The 19378-nt window shown below is 48.0% G+C and carries 18 protein-coding genes; 8 read left to right on the forward strand and 10 right to left on the reverse strand.

Annotated elements, in window-relative coordinates:
* Positions 1–114: 114 nt before the first annotated feature.
* Complete coding sequence (locus tag M1E06_RS15480) at positions 115–1554, reverse strand: aminotransferase-like domain-containing protein (RefSeq protein ID WP_095323660.1); 1440 nt, start codon at positions 1552–1554, stop codon at positions 115–117.
* Between the two features lie 132 nt (positions 1555–1686).
* On the opposite strand from M1E06_RS15480, the gene M1E06_RS15485 reads away from it, so the two are divergent.
* From M1E06_RS15485 to M1E06_RS15500, 4 genes are all read left to right on the forward strand, one after another.
* Positions 1687–2292: a LysE/ArgO family amino acid transporter gene (locus M1E06_RS15485; protein ID WP_023856626.1), complete on the forward strand. Its 606-nt coding sequence runs from the start codon at positions 1687–1689 to the stop codon at positions 2290–2292.
* Positions 2293–2395: 103 nt separating this feature from the next.
* Positions 2396–3865, forward strand: a complete 1470-nt coding sequence (locus M1E06_RS15490; protein WP_023856625.1) for a spore germination protein — start codon at positions 2396–2398, stop codon at positions 3863–3865.
* A 6-nt stretch (positions 3866–3871) separates the two neighbouring features.
* The gene (locus M1E06_RS15495) at positions 3872–4990 is read left to right on the forward strand and encodes a GerAB/ArcD/ProY family transporter (protein ID WP_080131310.1); all 1119 of its coding nucleotides are present in this window, start codon (positions 3872–3874) and stop codon (positions 4988–4990) included.
* Entirely contained in the window at positions 4987–6075 is a 1089-nt protein-coding gene (locus tag M1E06_RS15500; protein ID WP_095323661.1) for a Ger(x)C family spore germination protein, read from the forward strand. Before M1E06_RS15495 ends, M1E06_RS15500 begins: the two co-directional genes overlap by 4 nt.
* A gap of 150 nt (positions 6076–6225) precedes the next feature.
* Here the strand turns inward: M1E06_RS15500 and M1E06_RS15505 are convergent, their stop codons facing one another.
* The 4 genes from M1E06_RS15505 to M1E06_RS15520 form a co-directional block, all read right to left on the reverse strand.
* The gene (locus M1E06_RS15505) at positions 6226–7254 is read right to left on the reverse strand and encodes a Gfo/Idh/MocA family oxidoreductase (RefSeq protein ID WP_080131308.1); all 1029 of its coding nucleotides are present in this window, start codon (positions 7252–7254) and stop codon (positions 6226–6228) included.
* A gap of 168 nt (positions 7255–7422) precedes the next feature.
* Positions 7423–8466 (reverse strand): LacI family DNA-binding transcriptional regulator, encoded by a 1044-nt coding sequence (locus M1E06_RS15510; protein ID WP_048350081.1) that lies wholly within the window; start codon positions 8464–8466, stop codon positions 7423–7425.
* A 56-nt stretch (positions 8467–8522) separates the two neighbouring features.
* Positions 8523–9080 carry a GNAT family N-acetyltransferase gene (locus M1E06_RS15515; RefSeq protein ID WP_020450889.1) on the reverse strand — a complete coding sequence of 186 codons (558 nt, stop codon included), beginning with the start codon at positions 9078–9080 and terminating at the stop codon, positions 8523–8525.
* A gap of 28 nt (positions 9081–9108) precedes the next feature.
* The gene (locus M1E06_RS15520) at positions 9109–9972 is read right to left on the reverse strand and encodes a helix-turn-helix transcriptional regulator (protein WP_041817179.1); all 864 of its coding nucleotides are present in this window, start codon (positions 9970–9972) and stop codon (positions 9109–9111) included.
* Positions 9973–10093: 121 nt separating this feature from the next.
* On the opposite strand from M1E06_RS15520, the gene M1E06_RS15525 reads away from it, so the two are divergent.
* The 3 genes from M1E06_RS15525 (at position 10094) to M1E06_RS15535 (ending at position 13414) form a co-directional block, all read left to right on the forward strand.
* On the forward strand, positions 10094–11434 hold the full coding sequence (locus M1E06_RS15525; RefSeq protein ID WP_023856619.1) for an MATE family efflux transporter: 1341 nt from the start codon (positions 10094–10096) through the stop codon (positions 11432–11434).
* A 202-nt stretch (positions 11435–11636) separates the two neighbouring features.
* Positions 11637–11978 (forward strand): P-II family nitrogen regulator, encoded by a 342-nt coding sequence (locus tag M1E06_RS15530; RefSeq protein WP_020450886.1) that lies wholly within the window; start codon positions 11637–11639, stop codon positions 11976–11978.
* Between the two features lie 56 nt (positions 11979–12034).
* The gene (locus M1E06_RS15535; protein WP_020450885.1) at positions 12035–13414 is read left to right on the forward strand and encodes an ammonium transporter; all 1380 of its coding nucleotides are present in this window, start codon (positions 12035–12037) and stop codon (positions 13412–13414) included.
* Positions 13415–13524: 110 nt separating this feature from the next.
* On the opposite strand, the gene asnB is transcribed toward M1E06_RS15535, so the two are convergent.
* Positions 13525–15366, reverse strand: a complete 1842-nt coding sequence (gene asnB, locus M1E06_RS15540; RefSeq protein WP_020450884.1) for an asparagine synthase (glutamine-hydrolyzing) — start codon at positions 15364–15366, stop codon at positions 13525–13527.
* 164 nt (positions 15367–15530) lie between these two features.
* Between asnB and M1E06_RS15545 the strand changes: the two genes are divergently transcribed.
* Complete coding sequence (locus tag M1E06_RS15545; protein ID WP_020450883.1) at positions 15531–16097, forward strand: DUF2777 domain-containing protein; 567 nt, start codon at positions 15531–15533, stop codon at positions 16095–16097.
* 38 nt (positions 16098–16135) lie between these two features.
* Here M1E06_RS15545 and M1E06_RS15550 read toward each other — a convergent pair whose 3' ends face one another.
* From M1E06_RS15550 to M1E06_RS15565, 4 genes are all read right to left on the reverse strand, one after another.
* Entirely contained in the window at positions 16136–16492 is a 357-nt protein-coding gene (locus M1E06_RS15550) for a YisL family protein (RefSeq protein ID WP_011197750.1), read from the reverse strand.
* Positions 16493–16626: 134 nt separating this feature from the next.
* Positions 16627–17679, reverse strand: a complete 1053-nt coding sequence (gene rsgA, locus M1E06_RS15555; RefSeq protein ID WP_020450882.1) for a ribosome small subunit-dependent GTPase A — start codon at positions 17677–17679, stop codon at positions 16627–16629.
* A gap of 424 nt (positions 17680–18103) precedes the next feature.
* Positions 18104–18313, reverse strand: a complete 210-nt coding sequence (locus tag M1E06_RS15560; RefSeq protein WP_020450880.1) for a hypothetical protein — start codon at positions 18311–18313, stop codon at positions 18104–18106.
* Positions 18314–18452: 139 nt separating this feature from the next.
* Positions 18453–19358: a fumarylacetoacetate hydrolase family protein gene (locus tag M1E06_RS15565; protein ID WP_020450879.1), complete on the reverse strand. Its 906-nt coding sequence runs from the start codon at positions 19356–19358 to the stop codon at positions 18453–18455.
* Positions 19359–19378: the final 20 nt, after the last annotated feature.

Raw genomic sequence — 19378 nt, forward strand, 5'->3', positions numbered from 1 at the left:
CCTTGAATGATATGTTAATGGGATTTTTTGGACTGTTTTTAAATAACCCCAGACCTGAAATAAAAAGGGGCGGCTGCTGAACGTCGATTTTTCAGCAGCCGGTACAGCCGGGACTCACATGAGCTTCCCGGCGAGTTCTGCGATCGTTTGAATGCCGTAGCGAAGCTCTGGCAAAGAGGCGTATGAATAGGACAATCTGATGCTGTATTTAGCTTCTTTATCGTAGAGGGTGCCGGGATTGATGAGGATGTTTTTCTGTAATGCTTGTTCGAACAAAGCGCTGAGCGAGAGCGGCTTTAGAAATGTGACCCAAATGTAAAACCCGCCTGAAGGCTTTTCCCAGCGGGCGATTCCTCTGCAATAGGTCTCAAGACACCGGAGCGCCTCATCCCGCCTTCGTCTCAGTTCATCTTTGATCCAGCTGAGATTTTCATCATAAAGTCCGCTTGAAAGCCACTTTGCAGCCACCCATTGCGACAATGAACTTGAGCCGTAGTCAGTCTGCATTTTAATATCGGCCAGCCTCTCGATGACGGGCTCCGGGCCTGCGACCCAGCCGATGCGAAGGCCGGGGCTGACGGTTTTCGATAGTGTACTGACATAAAGAATGCTGCCTTCTCTGTCCATGGCCTTCAGCGGCGATGACGGCGGACCGTCAAGCCGCAAGTCGCCGTATGCGTCATCTTCAATAACCGGGAGCGACAGCCTTTTGCTCATTTGAATCAGCTCGCGCTTCCGGTTTTCCGACATCAGTTTGCCCGTCGGATTGTGAAATGACGGAATCGTGTACAGTAAATCGGCGCCATGCCGTTTTTTTACCGTCGGAATGACGGACGGGTCTAATCCCCCGCCATCCATTGGAAGCCCGCAAAGCCGCATGTCCATCGATTGAAAAACGTGCAGCGAGTATAGGTATGACGGCTTTTCCGCCAACACGACGGCTCTCCGCTTCAAAAGGCCGATCGATATGAGCTGCAGCGCTTGGAGCGCTCCGGAGACAATCAGAATCGAGTCGGCCGATACACGCACACCCTTCCGGACCAGATGCTCCGCCAGCACCTCTCTTGTATAGCGGCTTCCTTTCGCTTCTTCATACCCGAGCATCAGCCTATCAGACGGTGCGCGGCGAAGAATCTCTTCCATCTGTTGATAGGGCAGCAGTTCAGGCGCTAATTCACCTGTGCCGAGCCTGATGATCCCTTCTGTAAACTCCTGCCTGTTGATTTCCTGAACCGTCATTGAATTGGGACGGTGAATTCCCGAACGTACATAACTCGTCCAGTCAAGCGGCGGCCCCGCCGTCAATTGTGACCATGTTTGATTGGCCACCTTTGTGCCTCCGCCCCGGTTGCCTTCAAGAAATCCTTGGGCTGTCAGCTCGTCCAGAGCCGCGGTAACCGTGCTTCTATTCACTTGAAAGATGGAGGCCAGCTTGCGTTGTGAAGGGATTTTCGTCCCGGCCGGCCATTCCCCCTGTAAAATCTTCTCTTTTATGATCTGTTCGATTTGCTGGTATAGCGGAATGTCTGAATGTCTGTTCAGCTGTCTGTGCACTTCATGTTCAGCTCCTTTTTTAAAAAGATAGCATTTGGCTGGGCAATTAGACCAGCCAAATGGCCGGAGACATTCCCTGCTTCTTGCTCTACAATAAAACGGATGTTTTGAATGAAAGGGGTTTTTACAGTCATGAACGCAGTTATTCACGGAATGATTCTCGCTTTTGGACTGATCTTGCCGCTCGGCGCGCAAAATGTCCTGATTTTTCAGCAAGGGGCCGCATCATCGAGCATTTGGCGTGTCTTGCCGCTTGTGATCTCCGCATCGTTGTGCGATTCCCTCCTGATTATACTGGCAGTCACAGGTATTTCCGCGGCTGTCGCCGGCCTTCCTGAAGTTAAATTTGTCCTTTTGACCGGAGGATTTTTGTTTCTCATTTATATGGGATGGATCACATGGAGGAGCAAACCGGCGGTAGGAAACGCGTCCGAAGCTATGCCGCCCAAAAAGCAAATCGCTTTTGCTGCGGCCGTATCGCTCTTAAATCCGCACGCCTTGCTCGATATCGTCGGCGTGATCGGCACCAACTCTTTAGCGTATGAAGGTGCGGATCTTTGGCTGTTCACCTGTGCATGTATGATCGTTTCGTGGCTATGGTTCCTTGGACTTGCCGCAGCGGGAAGACTTCTCAAACAGCTCGATTCACAGGGGATCGTCATGACCTTGTTCAATAAAGGATCTGCGGCTGTCATGTGGGGGCTTGCCGCCTACCTCGGCGCCTCGCTGTTTACCTGATCCTGCGGGAACGCGGCTTCTGTCCGCATAAACCTGAGAAGCGGCGAGCACAATAAGGACATCCGGTAACCCGGCAATGATCAATCGCTGATGAGGGATGTCCATGTTTCGAAAATATAAAAGAAAGGGAGCCGGATTGCGGAGCGCTCCCATTACGAAAGATGCCCTTCTTGACGCCACCGCCGGTATGGCTGATGCGGTGATCGAAGAGCATGAAACAAAAGGCGGACAAAAAGCAGTATTTTACTATTTACATACCATCATTGATCGGGTCATGCTGCAACAGTCGATCATCAGGCCTCTGATCATGAGCGCCGAAGAAGAGTCAATATATCGCTGTTTAAAAACCTTTGTTTTGCACGTTGAACCGATCGTATCTTTAGAAACCGCAAAGGAGTGGCTGATGTCCGGTTCGATCATCATCCATGATCCGGACAGGCAGCAGTGGTTTGCCATTCCCATTGAAAATCGGGTCGGCCGGCAGATCGAACCGTCTCAAACCGAAACGGTGATGTACGGTCCGAAAGACAGTTTTACCGAGCAGCTCGACGTCAATCTTTCTTTGCTGCGGCGCAGGCTGCCTTTAACCAATTTAAAAGCGGAAAGGCTGACGGTCTGTTCGCTCAGCAAAACATCTGTTGTTATCGTTTATATTGCCGGATTAACCAATCCGGAATTGATTGAGGAAGCCAGAAAAAAAATCGCGGAAACCGATTTTGACATGATCTTCGATTCCGCACAGCTCACTGAATTGATTGAAGATCATCATCATTCGATTTTTCCGCAGTTCCAGCAGACCGAGCGTCCCGACATTTCCGCATACAATTTAAGCATTGGCAAAGTCGCCATTTTGGTCGATCAGACGCCGTTTGTATTACATGCACCGATCACGTTTTTTCACCTTTTTCACTCCGCTGAAGATTATACGACGCGCTGGCCGGTTGCCAGCTTTTTTAGAATGCTGCGCTACGCCAGTTTTTTTCTGTCTATTTTGCTCATCCCTTTTTATGTGGCTTTGTCGACTCATCATTATCATATGTTTCCGCTCCAGATCCTTTATGTGCTGATCGAATCAAGGAGCAAAGTGCCGTTCACCCCGTTTTGGGAAGCGGTTCTTATGCTGCTCGTCATTGAAATTATTAAGGAAGCCAGCGTGCGGATGCCGACAAAATCAAGTTCAACATTGGGGGTTATCTCGGGGATTGTGATTGGAGAAGCGGCGGTGCAGGCGGGCTTTGTCAGCAAAGTGCTAATCGTTTTGGTCGGCATCTCAACGGTCGCGTCATTTTTGGTGCCTAACTACATCGTAGCTAAAGGGCACACTTTGATTCATTTTACGATGCTCGTGTTCTCCGCCTGCCTCGGTTTTTTCGGATTGATCTTCGGAATGATCGGACTGTTTGTTCATTTGAACGGGCTTACTTCTCTCAAGCAGCCTTATTTTGCGCCGATTACTCCGTTATATTGGCGCGATTGGCTCGATCTTTTTATACGAAGTCCTTTGATCTGGCTGAAAAAGCGCCCCGAATATCTGCATACCTTGCAAAAATGGCGGTACGTTAAAAGGAGATGAAGCGGCTTGAGTTCTTTTCAATTATTTCACAAGACACGGCCTCTCGGCGGAATTTACATCGCCCTCATCGCCAACCGTATGCAAGTTCTTTTTTTCATCTTGGTTCTGCCGATGTATCTGGTTCACCCTTACATGATGTTCGTTATGCTCGCTGTCGGAATGCTGTCACAGTTCAACTTGTACCTGTTGTCCAAATGGCTGTCTTCTCCAGCGGCCGCAAAAGGCTATGAAGGCTTTGCCGCTCTCTTCGGCGAACGCAAGCTGCGCTTTTTTATCTTGATCGGCTTAATTCAGCTCGCGTTAAAGATCGCGATCATGATCACAAGCTACGCCGAAACGGTGAGACACTTCATCTTTCCCGCCATCAATATCAACTGGCTTGTGATCTTGATTCTGGTGATCAGCGGATATGCGGCCTCCCGCGGCATGGAAAATACGATGCGTTTTGTCATCATTGCCTTTATGTCATCATTTTGGATCGTGTTCATTTTTATCAGGTTTTATATCCCCCCGATCGCTTCCTTGACCGATTTATATCCGTTGATTCCTTTTGACTGGACTGAACATTCTTGGAAGGCGCTGCTCGTCATGTGGTCTTCTTTTTCCAGTCCCGAGTATTTGATTTGTCTGGCTCCATGGTTCAGCAAGGAAGCTAATATGCTGAAATATTTATCGGTCGGTAATGCGATTTCACTCTTCGAATATTTGTTTTTGTTTATCGGTGCATTATTTTTCTACGGCTCCTCTTATTTGCTGGAAACCATTTTTCCGGTGATAAACATGCTCCGCTATTTGCAGTCGCCGATTTTGGAGCGGATCGATACGTTTCTACTGTCTGCCCATATGTTTCATTTTGCGTTTGTAATCGCGATTTTTTTACTCTGCTTTTACGGAGGCCTCCGCATTTTGTTTAAAAGAATGGCCAAGCCTGTGACGCGAAGAGGATTTCTGTTCAGCTTCCTATTGCTCATGGGATGTTCGCTCGTGTTAAGCACCTGGTTTTGGCAATCCGGAAAACAGCAAGATATGTGGTTTTTGATCGAAGTATCCATCGGAGCCGTCACTTACGCATTGATTCCGGCTATTCTTGTCATTGCCGGAAAACGAAAGGGGCGCATGCAATGATCAGCGGGAAACGCCTCATATTAAACGGCTGTATCGCACTTGTGATTTTCATGACGATTGAGGGCTGCTCTCCATTTGTTGAAAACAATGAGATTGAAGAAATCTCACCGGTTACCTTTTGGTATATCAAAGAAGGAAAAAAAGGAAAGATCTCAATGAGCACCACCGTCCCTCCGGTGGGCCTTGAAAAGAAGCGGCTATTCAGCACCGAAGTCAATATGATCAAACAAGTCGGCAAGCGATTTAATTTAAATTATTACAACGAGCTGAAAAACGGGCAGCTGAGAATGGTGATGATCGAAGAAAATCTCGCTGAAAAAGGCATACTTCCGATTATCAACACGCTTCTGTCAGACCCGAAAATCGGCCCTCGCCTTTATCTCATCGTCGTCAACGGCGATTTTGACAAATATATACTGAACGAATTGAAGCAAAGCGAGAATTTTGACTTTTATCTTTATCAGACGTTAAGGCATTTTGAAAGAGCCAACCAGGGTGAAATGAGCATCGTTAACCTGCATCAATTCAAAAACCAGCTGTACACCCACTATTCAGATCCTTACGTGCCTGTTTTCAGAACCGATGGTAACCAGTTCACATATGAAGGAACAGGACTTTTCCGAAACGACAAATTCGTGAAGACACTGACCGGCATAGACGATCAAATTTTTCAGCTGCTCAACAATAACAGGTATCTGAAGTTCCTCACGATTCCCAACTTGTCAATCATAATCGGCCAAGCCCGCTCAACCGTCACATTTGACTTGAATCAAAACAATACAGCTTTATCAATGAAAGTCAGCATAAACGCGGGCATTGAAGAATACACAGGCGACAAAAACCTGCAGGATCAAAGCGAGTTCAGCGCACTTGTCCATGATGTGGAATCCGAATTGGAAGAGAAAACAGCGGACATGATAAAGGACATGCAAAACATTCGGGTTGATCCGCTTGAAGTCGGCGGTGAAGCGCTTTTTCCGTTTACGAAGCCGATGAGCGACAAAGCGTGGCTGCATCGTTGGGAGAAGATGGATGTCGAGGTGGACTATCAGGTGAATCTGAGACCGAATCTGAATGTGCAATAAGGGGCTTGCAGTTGATTGAAAACGCTGAGAGAAAGGGCGGCATCGGGCGGAGAAATGCTTTCTTCCGCCCTTCTTTCTGTTGATCCTATTGACCGCAGGATGATCTCCGGCATACTTTGTCTTTATCACAGCCCGTTTATGAGCCCCGTTTCATACCGTAAGCTGTTTCGTCTGATACTGAATCTTGACGGTCTTGCCTGTTGACCAGGATTCTGTGGCCGCAAGCGCGATTTCCAGATTGACTGCCGCATCCACTTCAGTCACAATCGGTTTCGTTTTGTTGCGAACACACTTGGCAAAGTGCTGCATCTCTAAGCAGTACGCTTCATGGAACCTCGCCTGGAAATCCGGAATGATATTATAGCTGCTCCCCTGCCCGGTCCGCACGGTAACCGCCGGGTTCCGCAGCGTCCCGATGAAGATGCTGCCGTCCGTCCCGATAATTTCGGCGCGTATATCGTGGCCGTAAGACGAATTGCGGCTTGCTTCCGCATCACCTGCCGCCCCCGAATCAAACTCCATATAGGTGAGCGCTTGATCGACATCATGGCATCCCGGCATGAACGCGTGCTTCAAAACCCTTCCGTGGCCGGAAACAGCAGTAATTTCAGCCCCCATTAAATAACGCGCGATATCATAATCGTGAATCGAACAATCGACGAAAATACCGCCGCTTTTTTTAATGAATTCGGCCGGAGGAGAGCCAAAATCGCGCGTAAACCCTTTATAATAGATCGGTTTGCCGATCTCTCCGGCATCGATCCTCCTTTTGGCATCCGCATAAGCAGGATCAAACCGCCTCATAAACCCCACCTGGCAAATCACGCCCGTTTCTTTGACTTTAGCAATGACTTCAATCGATTCTTCAAGATTTAATGTCAACGGCTTCTCGACGAAAATCTGTTTGCCGCATTCGGCCGCCTGTTTGATCACTTCGGCATGGGTAGATGTCGGTGTAACGATGACGACGGCATCAATCTCTGGATCGTGGAGACATTCAAACGGATCTTCAAACCACTTTTCAACACCCAGTTCAGCGGCAATCTCCCTCGCCCTCCCCTCTGCCGGATCGGCCACAGCGGCGAGCAGGACCCCGGGCACCTCGGTTTTGAGGTTTTTCGCATGGTAATAGCCGAGCCTTCCGAGCCCTAATACGGCGCATCTCACTCGTTCTGTCATTTTCTTCTCTCCCTTCTTACATATTGAAAGCGCTTTATTAATTAGAGAAAGCGCTTGCTCATTTCAATTTTGATTTTACCCTGTATTTATTTTATCCGCAATGCTTTTTAGGATTTAACGAGAGCAAGCGCTTGCTCTTATTTTTTAAAAAAAGAGCGTTTTTTTCTATCAAAACCCGCTCTTTTCTGCATGTGCATCTTTTTTAAATGGAGGTGCCGTCGACTGTCTGACGACAAGTTCAGGCATGAGAATGATTTTGTTTTTCGAACTTTTCTCGCCGCTGATTTCTTCGGCCAGCAGCTCGGCCGCACGGCGGCCCATTTCTTCAATCGGCTGCGACACTGTCGTAAGCGGCGGATCGGTCATTTCGGCTAAAAACGTATTATCAAAGCCGATGACAGATAAATCCGTTGGAACTTGGAGCCCCCATTCCCTTGCAGTCTGAATGACTCCGCACGCAAGCACATCATTCATGGCGAAAACGGCGGTCGGAATGTTGCTTTCGAAAATCTGAGCGGCTGCTTTTTTGCCGCATTCCAGGGAAAAACCGGTACCGGCGATGAGCGATTCATTCACTTTGATGCCGGCTTCATCCATCGCTTTTTGGAAGCCTTTCAGCCTGTCTTTTTCTCCGGTTGTCGATCCGTCGCCGGCGATGCAGGCGATTGTCTTATGGCCGAGCGAAATTAAATGCCGCGTCGCTAAGTATCCGCCCATAAAATCGTCGATGACCACGACATCCAGCGGAACAAGGGCGCGGTCCTGAGAAATCATCACGAGCGGTATGCCCTCTTTTGCAATATCCTCGAGCGCATCCATGCTCTCCTGATTTTCGATGCCGGTCGCAAAAATGATGCCGTCGACGCTTTTTTGCTTGAGCACCGAGAAATACGTTGCCTCCTTTTTCGGATCGCGGTCGGTACTGCATATCATCATGCTGAATCCAAGCTCGCCCGCCCGCTCTTCAACGCTTTTGGCAAGCTCTCCGAAAAAAGGGTTTGCAATATCGGGCGTCAACAGGCCGATAATGTTCGTGCGCTTTCCGGTAAGCGCAGAAGCGTGAACATTCGGCTGATAATCGAGTTCTTTCATGACGGCATGCACTCTTTGCCTTGTCGACCTGCTGATTCTCCCGGTATTGTTGATCACCCGGGAAACCGTGGAAATCGAAACGCCTGCCGCTTCCGCTACATCATAAATGGTTTTTTTCATTTTGGTCCCCTCTAGTCCGCTGATGAAAGATATCTAATATTACATTATAGAGCGTGTCAGCTACCGCCGCAAATCAGCTCCCACTCCTCCCGCAATATTCCGTATCTGATTGAATCATAATAGACTCCGTCATAATATCTGACTTTGCGAATCCGGCCTTCCATCTTAAACCCCGCTTTTTCGGCGCACCTCATCATCCGCCTGTTGCCGGACCACGTCGTCATTCCGATTCTCGGCACATCGACGTTTTCAAATAGGAAGCCGACCCATAATTCTACGGCTTCCGTGCCGTAACCTCCGTTCCAGAACCGCGGATCATAGATGCCGATCCCGCATTCCAGCCAGCGTGTCGGCCGGCACTCCCAATAGTAAGAAACGGTTCCTTTCAGCTCTCCTTCGATCTCAATCGCCAAATAGCGCGGCGGTTTTTCTTTTAAAGCCGGCACAAAAGAGTCGAGAAAATATTGAAACGGTTCGGGCTGAAGCGGAAAATAAGGGGCATCCCATTTTTTCCATTCAGGGTTTCGGGTTCCGTAAATCATTCTCCATAATCCGGGCAGGTCATCCATTGTGATCGTGCGCAGCTTTACTTTTTCACCATTGATGGATGCCAAACTTTTCTCCTCCTATGCTTTGAAAATATCACTCAATATTTCTCTTCATCATCTTTCTGTATTCAACAGGCGAAATCCCTTCTATTTGTTTAAACAGCTTTGAGAAATAAGTCGGATCATCGATTCCGACTTGTTCGGCAATCGATGACATTTTGTCGTTTGTCGAAGAAAGGAGCCGCTTCGCTTCAAAAACCTTCGCCTTATTGGCGTATTGGCCCGGTGTGATGCCGAACGCCTTTTGCATGCAGCGGGTAATGTAGTCCTGGTGATAGTGAAGGGCAGCCGAGAGCTGCTCCATGCTGAGCTTCTCCTTATAGTGGCGGTCGATGTAATGCTGCACTTCAGATGCCACACGCTCACTCGCCGAAGGAATGTGGAACGCCTCCTTCTGCAGGTGAATCAGCAGCTCTTCGAACAAGAGCTGCTTCCGAAGAGGCAGGTCGGAATTTTGGGCAGAATCGTCAATCAAACGTCTAAACTGCTGTTCAATAAACGCTTTTTGGTCGATCTTTCCCTTTCTCGGAATCTTTAAATGATATAATGTCGGCGTTTCAAACGTCCCCTTCTTCAGCTTGAGCTCGGTCCAGTTCTCACCTCCCTGCTGTGCAAAGCCATAAGACGGCTCCTGAAAGTGCAGCCAAAAATAGCGGGTATCGTCTTGACAGCCTTGGTGTCCATAATGCTCAAGCCCCGGTACAAGGATGATATATTCCCCTTCCCGGATCTGATGGGGGTCGCCGTCCTCAGTCAAAAATAGTTCCCCCTGTATTACATATAAGAGATCAAACACGGAATATTCACGCCTCACATGCTTTTCCCCTTTTTTGAACAGTCCTTCTCCGCCGGTAATCAACACAGGGAGCGGCGGAATTGTAAAGATGATATGTTCCATGTTCTCTCCCCTTTTCATCAAGTCGTATTTCTCCAAGAAGTATCGGTTTCGTCTCTTCTTATTATAAGAAAATGGCGTTACACTATAAAACGGATTTTTTAAAAGAAAGGGGTCAAACGCCATGAAAAAAACAGCACCTCAAAACCTCTCTTTATTCGCATTGACCTGGCCTATATTTATCGAGGTTTCATTATATATGTTAATGGGCAACGCAGATACCCTGATGCTCAGCCAATATTCCGATGACAGCGTGGCAGCCGTCGGCGTCAGCAACCAAATGCTGAACTTGATCATTGTGATGTTCGGTTTTATCGCCACAGGAACAACCGTTATTATTTCTCAATTTTTAGGAGCGCGGCAAAAAGCCGAAGCGATGGAAGTCGGCTATGTTTCCATCAGCGCCAATTTTATCATCAGTCTATTCATCAGCGCGGTGATTTATATATTTGCCAAACCGCTTTTATTGATGATGGGCCTGTCCGCCAACCTGCTGGCCGAGGCCGGCATCTTTCTCCAGATCGTCGGCGGACTGTCCTTTATTCAAGCGCTCATTATGACGTTCAGCGCCATTTTGAAAAGCTACGGGCATACAAAGGACACAATGGTTGTAACCATCGGCATGAATATCCTGAACATCGCCGGCAACTATCTTGTCATATTCGGGCCGTTCGGCTTTCCGGTTTTAGGCGTGGCCGGCGTAGCAATGTCCACTTCGATCGCGCGCATCATCGGCCTGTTCGCGATCGCTCTGCTCGTCAAAAAGCGCGTCGGCATGCCGATGTTGTCCAAACGGCTGTTTGTCTTAAAGAAAAGCCATCTGAAAAAACTGCTGAAAATCGGGATACCTTCAGCAGGGGAGCAGCTTTCGTATAACGCGTCACAGATGATTGTCACCTATTTTATCACGCTGATGGGCGCGCAGGCGCTGACAACAAAGGTCTATACCCAAAATTTGATGATGTTCATCATGCTTTTCGGCACAGCGATCAGCCAGGGAACGCAAATCTTAATCGGACGCCATATCGGCGCGAAACAATTTGATGAAGCGTACAGCCGCTGTCTGAAGAGCCTCTGGTGGGCTCTGGCCATTACAACATTTACTTCCGTTCTCTTCGCTGTGTTTTCCAAACAGCTGATCGGCATTTTCAGCAGCAATCCCGATATTATCGCAACGGCCAGTATACTGATCCTTTTGACGATTATCCTGGAGCCTGGCCGCTCGTTTAACGTGGTCATCATTAATTCTCTCAGAGCTGCTGGAGACGCGAAATATCCGGTTTATATGGCGATTGTCTCAATGTGGGGAATCGGCCTTCCGATCGCTTATATTTTCGGCATTCAGCTCGGATTCGGCCTGGCGGGAATATGGTTTTCCTTCATCGCCGACGAGTGGGTCAGGGGAATTTTGATGTACAGAAGATGGAGATCTAAAATGTGGCTACAAAAAGGCTTTGCGGCATAACCTGCTTTCAACTGAAAGCAGGTTTTTTCATGTTATAAAACATCACAAGGATTTCATTCTGTGAATACAGACCTCTCTGATAATAGGTCTAATAGATTAATTTTTTTAAAAATTCGTATTGATTTTCAATTTGATATTACGTATGATAATAAACATAACAATACACGTAATAAAACCTTACACCAAAAGGAGGATTTACATTGTGAAAAAAATCGAAACAATTATACGCCCTGAACAGTTTCCCCGCCTCCGCAAAAAGCTTGAAGAGGTTGGCATAAACGGATTAACGGTCTCAGAGGTTGCCGGCTGCGGGCAACAGCGCGGGAAACAGGCTTTGTTTCGCGGCACCTCCTACGAAATCAAGCTGCTGCCTAAAGTGAAAGTCGAAATGGTGATTGAATCGGAGAGCGTTGATGAAATTATCCAAATCATCGAAAGCACATGTTCGACAAATACGGTTGGCGACGGAAAAATCTTTGTGCTCCCGATTGAAAATGCGGTTCGAATCCGGACAGGGGAATCCGGAAAAGAAGCGATTGTGTAAAACGACCGGCTCCATCCCGCCTCTTTTTGCCGATACTTTAAGAAAGGATGATTCTTATGAAAACCAAGGTATCTTTCGTCCTGTTCCTCAGTTTTTTCCTCGCAGCATCAGCTCTGGCCGCCGAACCGACGGCGCAATCGGTCAATGATTCGGTCAACATGACATGGGTGGCCATCGGCACTCTGCTCGTCTTTTTTATGCACGCCGGTTTCGCGATGGTTGAATCTGGCTTTACGAGAGCTAAAAACACGTTAAACATTTTAATGAAAAACTTTCTGACGGTCTCTATCGGCTCCATCCTTTATTTCTTCGCCGGATACGCGTTGATGTTCGGGGACAGCGCCGGCGGGTTCATCGGCACAAGCGGTTTTGCTTTAGCAGGTGATCAGGATGTCGGATTTTTCGTCTTTCAGGCCGTGTTTGCCGCTACGTGCGCGACCATTATTTCCGGCGCTGTCGCTGAACGGATGAAGCTTGGCAGCTATATGATTTTGACGCTGTTTATGACCGGTCTCATCTACCCGGTTGTCGGCCATTGGACTTGGGGGGAAGGCTGGCTGTATGACCTCGGATTTGTTGATTTTGCCGGATCTGCGATCGTTCACATGACAGGTGCTGCGGGCGCGGTTGCGGCTGTCATCTTTCTCGGGCCGCGGATTGGAAAATATGCAAACGGAAAGGTCAATGCCATTCCAGGACACAGCATTCCGCTGGGCGCACTCGGCGTCTTTATCCTGTGGTTCGGCTGGTTTGGGTTCAACGGCGGAAGCACGCTTGCGGCTGATCCCGCCGCCGTCCCGCATGTCATCACCACAACCCTTTTAGCCGCGTCGGGCGGAGTCGTCAGCTCGGCGCTGTTCACTTATTTCCGCTACGGCAGGATCGACCCTTCCCTGACGCTGAACGGCGCGCTTGGCGGCCTTGTCGGAATTACCGCGGGCGCGGACGGCGTTTCATTTACAGGCGCGATATTAATCGGATGCATCGCAGGTGTCATTTTAGTTGTCGGCGTTCAGTTTATCGATCAGGTGCTGAAACTTGACGATCCCGTCGGCGCCATTGCCGTTCACGGTGTTTGCGGTGTTTGGGGGACGCTTGCAGTCGGGCTTTTCAATACATCGAGCGGTCTCTTTTACGGAGGAGGAGCCGCACAGCTCGGCATTCAAGCCGTCGGCATTTTGGCGATCGCAGCCTGGACCCTCGCTGCTACATCGGCTGTCACTGCAGTAATGAAAGCTTTCACTCCGATCCGGGTATCAAAAGAAGAGGAAATATCCGGACTCGATTATGCCGAACACGGTTCTTCGGCGTACGAGTATAAAGAAAGCTACATCGAACAGGGCGATGTTGACGTCAGCTCCGCTTTCGGAACCGATCTTGTCTCACGGCTCAACAATTTAAAGCCGGGACCGTCTTCCAAAACAGAACAGGTTTGACTCTCTTCCATCCAGTCTGCCGATCATTGAAATCAGCGGCGGTGTTCAAATAACGCCGCCGTTTCTTTTGCCAAAACGCAGAACACCCGGCTTATGCCGGGTGTTTTATGTTATTCCTCAATATCAATTCGATAATTCTCAAACCAAGTATGGATTTGGGCAAGGTGTGCGATCAACTGCGGTCCCTTCATCAATTGTCCGTACCAGGGAACTTGAAATGATGCGCCCTCCGTCTCAATCAGCCGCTCCAGTTTTTTCTTGTCTAAGAAAACATAAAGCGCCGAGTCTTTTTGCTCCAGCAATGACTCCAGCCAACGAATGACGGCCTTCGTATAAGCGGGGTGGTGCGTTTTCGGATATGGACTTTTTTTGCGATACAGCACTTCATCAGGCAAAATGCCTTCAAGAGCCTTGCGAAAGATGCCTTTTTCACGGCTGCCATGCATTTTGACATCCCACGGAATATTCCAGACATACTCGACAAGCCTGTGGTCCGCAAACGGAACCCTGACTTCGAGGCTCGCCCCCATGCTCATTCTGTCTTTTCGATCCAAGAGCGTTGTCATAAACCAGAGCATATTTAAGTAAAACAGCTCTCTCCTTCGTTTCTCCGCACCCGTTTCTCCTTCAAGCAGCGGTGTTTCTTTAACCGTTTCCTCGTATTTCGCCTTCACATATTCGCCGAGGTTCAGTTTTTTCTGCCAGCCGTCCTGCAGAAGTGCGATCCGTTCTTCCATTGATCTCATCCATGGGAAACCTTTCACATCTTCTGCCGAATGGAACCAAGGATAGCCGCCGAAAATTTCGTCCGCGCATTCCCCGGAAAGACTTACGACAAAGTCCTTTTTAATCTCGCGGCAAAACCACAGCAAAGAAGAATCGACATCAGCCATCCCCGGCAAATCACGGACCAGTACGGCTTCTTCCAAATAAGCGGCCAGCTCCTCTTGGGAAATCACGCAGTTGTGGTGAACCGTTGCGAATGCATCGGACATTTTTTTAATCCACGGGCCGTCGGCGTTTGGCTGAAATGAACTTGACGTAAAATATTGTTCATTGTCTTCATAATCGATCGAAAACGTATGAAGCGGCCCCTTCCCTTCTTCCTCAAAATGCTTGGCGGCCGTTGCGGTAATGGCGCTCGAATCAACCCCTCCTGATAAAAACGTGCAAACCGGCACATCAGACACAAGCTGCCTTGTGACGGCGTCCTGAAACAGCGACCGCACATTTTCCACCGTTTCGTCAAAGCTGTCGGTATGCTTCTCGCTTTTCACATTCCAGTAGCGCCAAACCGTTAAACCGTCTTTTGAGAAAATCATCGCATGCCCCGGGCGGATCTCTTTTATTCCTTTAAAAACACCGCTCCCCGGCGATCGCGACGGCCCGAGGCCGAAAATTTCGGCCAGCCCTGAACGGTCGACCTTTGCTTTCACTTCCGGGTGAGCGAGAATCGCTTTGATTTCAGATCCGAACAGAAATGATGAGCCCTGTTCGGTGTAAAAGAACGGTTTAACGCCGAGCCTGTCGCGTGCCGCAAAAAGAAGATCGCGCTTTTCATCCCATACCGTAAATGCAAAAATTCCGTTCAGCCTGTCGATGCATTCCTCTTTCCATTCCATGTATGAATGAAGCAAAACCTCTGTATCTGAGTGGCTCTTGAATTGATGCCCCCGCTGCCTAAGCTCTTTCCGCAAATCCTCCGTATTATAGAGTTCGCCGTTATAGCAAATCGTATAATCGTACCCTTGGTGTGTGCGGGTCATCGGCTGTCTGCCGCCTTCCAGATCCACAACTGCCAAGCGTTTATGTCCGAATAAAACATGGCGCTTTCCCCAAATATTCGTATCATCAGGTCCTCTGTTCGAAAGCGTATCAGTCATTTTCTCCATGACAGACTGCTCCTGAACAAGCGGCTTCTTAAAATCGACCCACCCCGTTATTCCACACATTGTCGATCAGCTCCAATTCTAATGTTCTTCCTCTGCTTTAGGCTTCACTTCCTTTGTCACTTTACCTATTTTATGCACCTTAAAATAATAGTTGAATTGTCCAACAGAGTCTTGTATGAGACAAGCCCGTTTTGGAAAAAACGAAATAAGAAAGGAGACCGCCCATGGACACCGAACGCCAAAAACGAATTTACGCCGAAAAGCGCAAATGGATTTACGGCAAAATTTTAATGGAAGACGGGATTTGCCTGATTGAAAACGAAGAAGGAGATTTATTTTTGGTTGAAAGCCTGAACAGTCCCGGAGTTTTCATCAGCATAGACGGAGAATGGCAAAAAGCCGAACTGTTTGATCAATTTGCCGTCACGGAAAAGCCGGAGACCGTGAAGCTGACAGGCGGAGAATCGATCCGTTATCTGAAAACGGTAAAACAGGCATTTCTCGAATTTTTGAACGATCTGGAAGACGGACAGTTCTATTCTTTTTTGGATCAGCTGAACAGCCTCGGCTTTTCCGTCTTTGACTGCGTCTTCGCCTATAACGGCTTGAGCTTTTGGCCCGGGAAAAAGGATGTGAAGGGCGTTTCGTTTTATCAATTTTCTCATGATATGAAACAATGCGCCCTGCAGCATCATTACGAACGAAAAGAGGAATGGAAGGACAGATTCGAATGGACCGCTTCAGACGGGGAACGAATCGTGATGATTTCAACCTTCAAGCCGCCGACATAAAAAGACACCAGTTCTCATAAAGAACCGATGTCTTTTAATTAAAACACTTTAAAGCCGAGTGGAAGACGGAGCCCAAGCACAACCGTCAAGAGCAGAACGACAATAAAGCCGATCCAGATCCCGGTGGCCGCTTTTCCGTTTTTCCTGCGAATTAAAAGCATTTCCATGAATCCGATGGTGATGAGGCCGAGCAAGGCCTTCGCTATGTATTCTCCGTTCCATGCCGTGAACTTTAAAAAGAGCTGCGCCCCGGTAATGATAACGATAATATAGAATAAGCGGAGAATCATATGTGTAATTTTTGCGCCTTTGCTGTTTCCAGATGAGTAAAGTCCGTAAGCAACGAACACTAAAATGAGCGCGATCACCCAAGACGTGATATGCATATGCGTCATATTCATTTTTCCCCCTATCAAATCAGGTATCGTTCTTATCTTATCATGAACCGGTCCATTAAACAAAACAATGTGAACGCTGTCATTTCCGCAGCAAAAAAGACGCTGAGATCATTCATCAGCGCCTTTTTCATTTATTTGCGTTTGTTCTTTTTCATGCTTTTCGTTATCTGTTTCCACCGCTTTTTTTCCTGCTGCGCCGCCCGTTTATCCGTTTTTCTTTCGAGGTATTCGAGCTCTTTTTTTAATTTCAGGTAGCTTTGGAACCGGCCGGCATCGAGTCTGCCGTCAGCCAGCGCCTCCTGCACGGAGCAGCCGGGTTCTGTTTGATGCATGCAGTCTGAAAATCGGCAGTTTTTTGCAAGCTGGTCAATATCGCTGAAGCTCTGTCTGAATCCTTCTTCCGATTCCCAAAGCTCCAATGCCCGCATCCCCGGCGTATCGATTAAAAGTCCGCCTTCAGGCAGCAAGAACATTTCCCTGTGTGTCGTCGTATGCCGCCCTTTGTCGTCATCTTCACGGACGGATTGGACCACCTGCCTGTCTTCATTCAGAAAAAAGTTGATGATCGTTGATTTGCCAACGCCTGACGACCCTAAAAGGGCGACGGTTTCTCCTTGTTTCACATACGCTTTCAACTCATCCATCCCATTGCCTTCATGAGCGCTGATGACATGAATCGGCACCCCGAATGCCACGGATTCCGCCTGGCGCACCTTTTCTTCAATCCGGTCAGCGATGTCGGCTTTGCTCAAGACAATGACGGGATTGGCTCCGCTTTCCCAAGCCAGCAGCAAATAGCGTTCGATTCTTCTCACATTAAAATCCAGACCGAGCGCATTGACGAGAAAGATCGTGTTGACGTTTGCTGCGGTGATCTGTTCCTCTGCCGGCTCCCCCGCCGCTTTGCGCGAAAATTTGCTGAACCGGGGAACGACCTCCGTGATCATCCCTTTCTTTTCGCCACCGCGTGGGCGCATATACACCCAATCGCCGACAGCGGGGTAGTCTCCGCGGCTCTCCGCTTCAAACCTCAGCCTGCCTGAGATTTCGGCCAGCCACTCTCCCTCTTCCGTCCATACCCGGTACAACCTTTTATGCTCAAGGGCGATCCTTCCTAAAATCAGACCTTCCTCGTCCTTTAAAGCTTCCATGATATATTTGATGCCTAATGCAGATAAATTCAATGTGGTTTCCTCCTAAAGATCTGATGATTTTTCAAACAAAAAAAGAGCCGCAAATACACGGCTCTCTCAACATATAAACACTCCATGAGCCGCTTCGACAGCCCATGGAAATATCACCAGATCCATTTGAAGAATACCAGTCGAAATATTACATGGGCTGTGCAATGATCGTTTGTTGGGCAAAAAAGACAATATCCATTCTCATCACACATCCCTCATTTCTAAAAAGTTTGACAGCTTCATTATATGCTAAAGCCAATCTTTTGACAATCCTTTATTTCACTGGATTGGAAAGCGTTTCAGCCAAAACTCTGCCTGAACCTTCCTTCGAGATCCTCCTTTATCAGGCAGGGATAACATTTCACCCAGTGTCTCAAATCATTTTACAGATCGGCTGAGCGGCTTGTCTGTCTTCCATTTCATTTTAGCCAGTGATTTTATTGAATATGAAATCACTGGTAAAAAATACGATTAAACCAGCCATTAAAATCAAAAATGAAATATTAAATCCTGATTCTATAAAAAATGAATATGCGGAACTTACCGATAAAGCAATCATATAAAAAACAAATCCTACTTTTGTCGCTTTTTCAGTACTTTTCTTTTCCTTTTCCGTCATTTTTCTAAAGAACAATTTCTTTCCTCCCAAACATCAATCATTATTGATAAACAATCTGCGAGCAGCCATAACACATGTCGAAAACAGGCTGTGTACTTGCCGTTGATTCGAAAAATAGCCCCCTGGCAATCTCGCATATTTTTATAAAAGTTTTTTATTTCACTGGATTGGAAAGCGTTCCGATCGGTTCGATCGTAATGTCGACTTGATCGCCTTTTCGGAGGAACTTTGGCGGATTAAAGCCTTTGCCGACTCCTGACGGCGTACCGGTTGCGATAATATCCCCCGCTTCAAGCGTCATTCCTTTAGACAGCGTTTCAATCATGTCCGCAATCGGAAAAATCATGTCCTCTGTGCTGCCCGACTGGCGGAGTTCGCCGTTCACTCTCGTCTCAACCCTCAAGTCGCCTGCGTCTTCAATCATTGATTTATGTACAAGAAACGGCCCCATCGGGCAAGTCGTATCAAGGCTTTTGCCGATAAAAAACTGCTTGTGCCTCTTTTGCAGATCGCGCGCCGTCACATCATTGATGATCGTATAGCCGAACACATAGTCGAGGGCTTCAGCTTTCGGGATGTTCTTTCCCGTTTTGCCGATGACAACCGCGAGCTCGCCTTCATAATCGAGCGCCTCTGTCACGCCTTCGTGGGCATCAATCCCTTCCATGTGGCCGATAACCGAAGTCGGCGCTTTTGTAAACACCATGATATGTTCGGGAATATCTGCTTCACTTCCCATTTCAATCGCATGATCCCGATAATTTTTTCCGATGCAGATCACGTTTTTCCGCGGTTCGGGAATCGGCGCAAGCAAATCAACGTCTGACAGCGGATAAATATACGAACCGCTCTCTTCGCTGTTTTTCTTTTTTGACCATTCCACTAGCTGTTCGACATGGCGGACAAACTTCTCTCCCTCGCTTACGCATTCGATAAGCGTTTCAGGTATCGTTTCAAGCTCAAACAGCTTTTTTTCCGCCTTTTGCAAATCCATTATCTTCTCATCCATGACAAGCCCTACAAATGTACGGCTGTGTAGCTTTGCTGTCGCAAACTTCATAAATATTCCCCCGCAGTATG

This window comes from Bacillus sp. AK124, assembly GCF_053903085.1.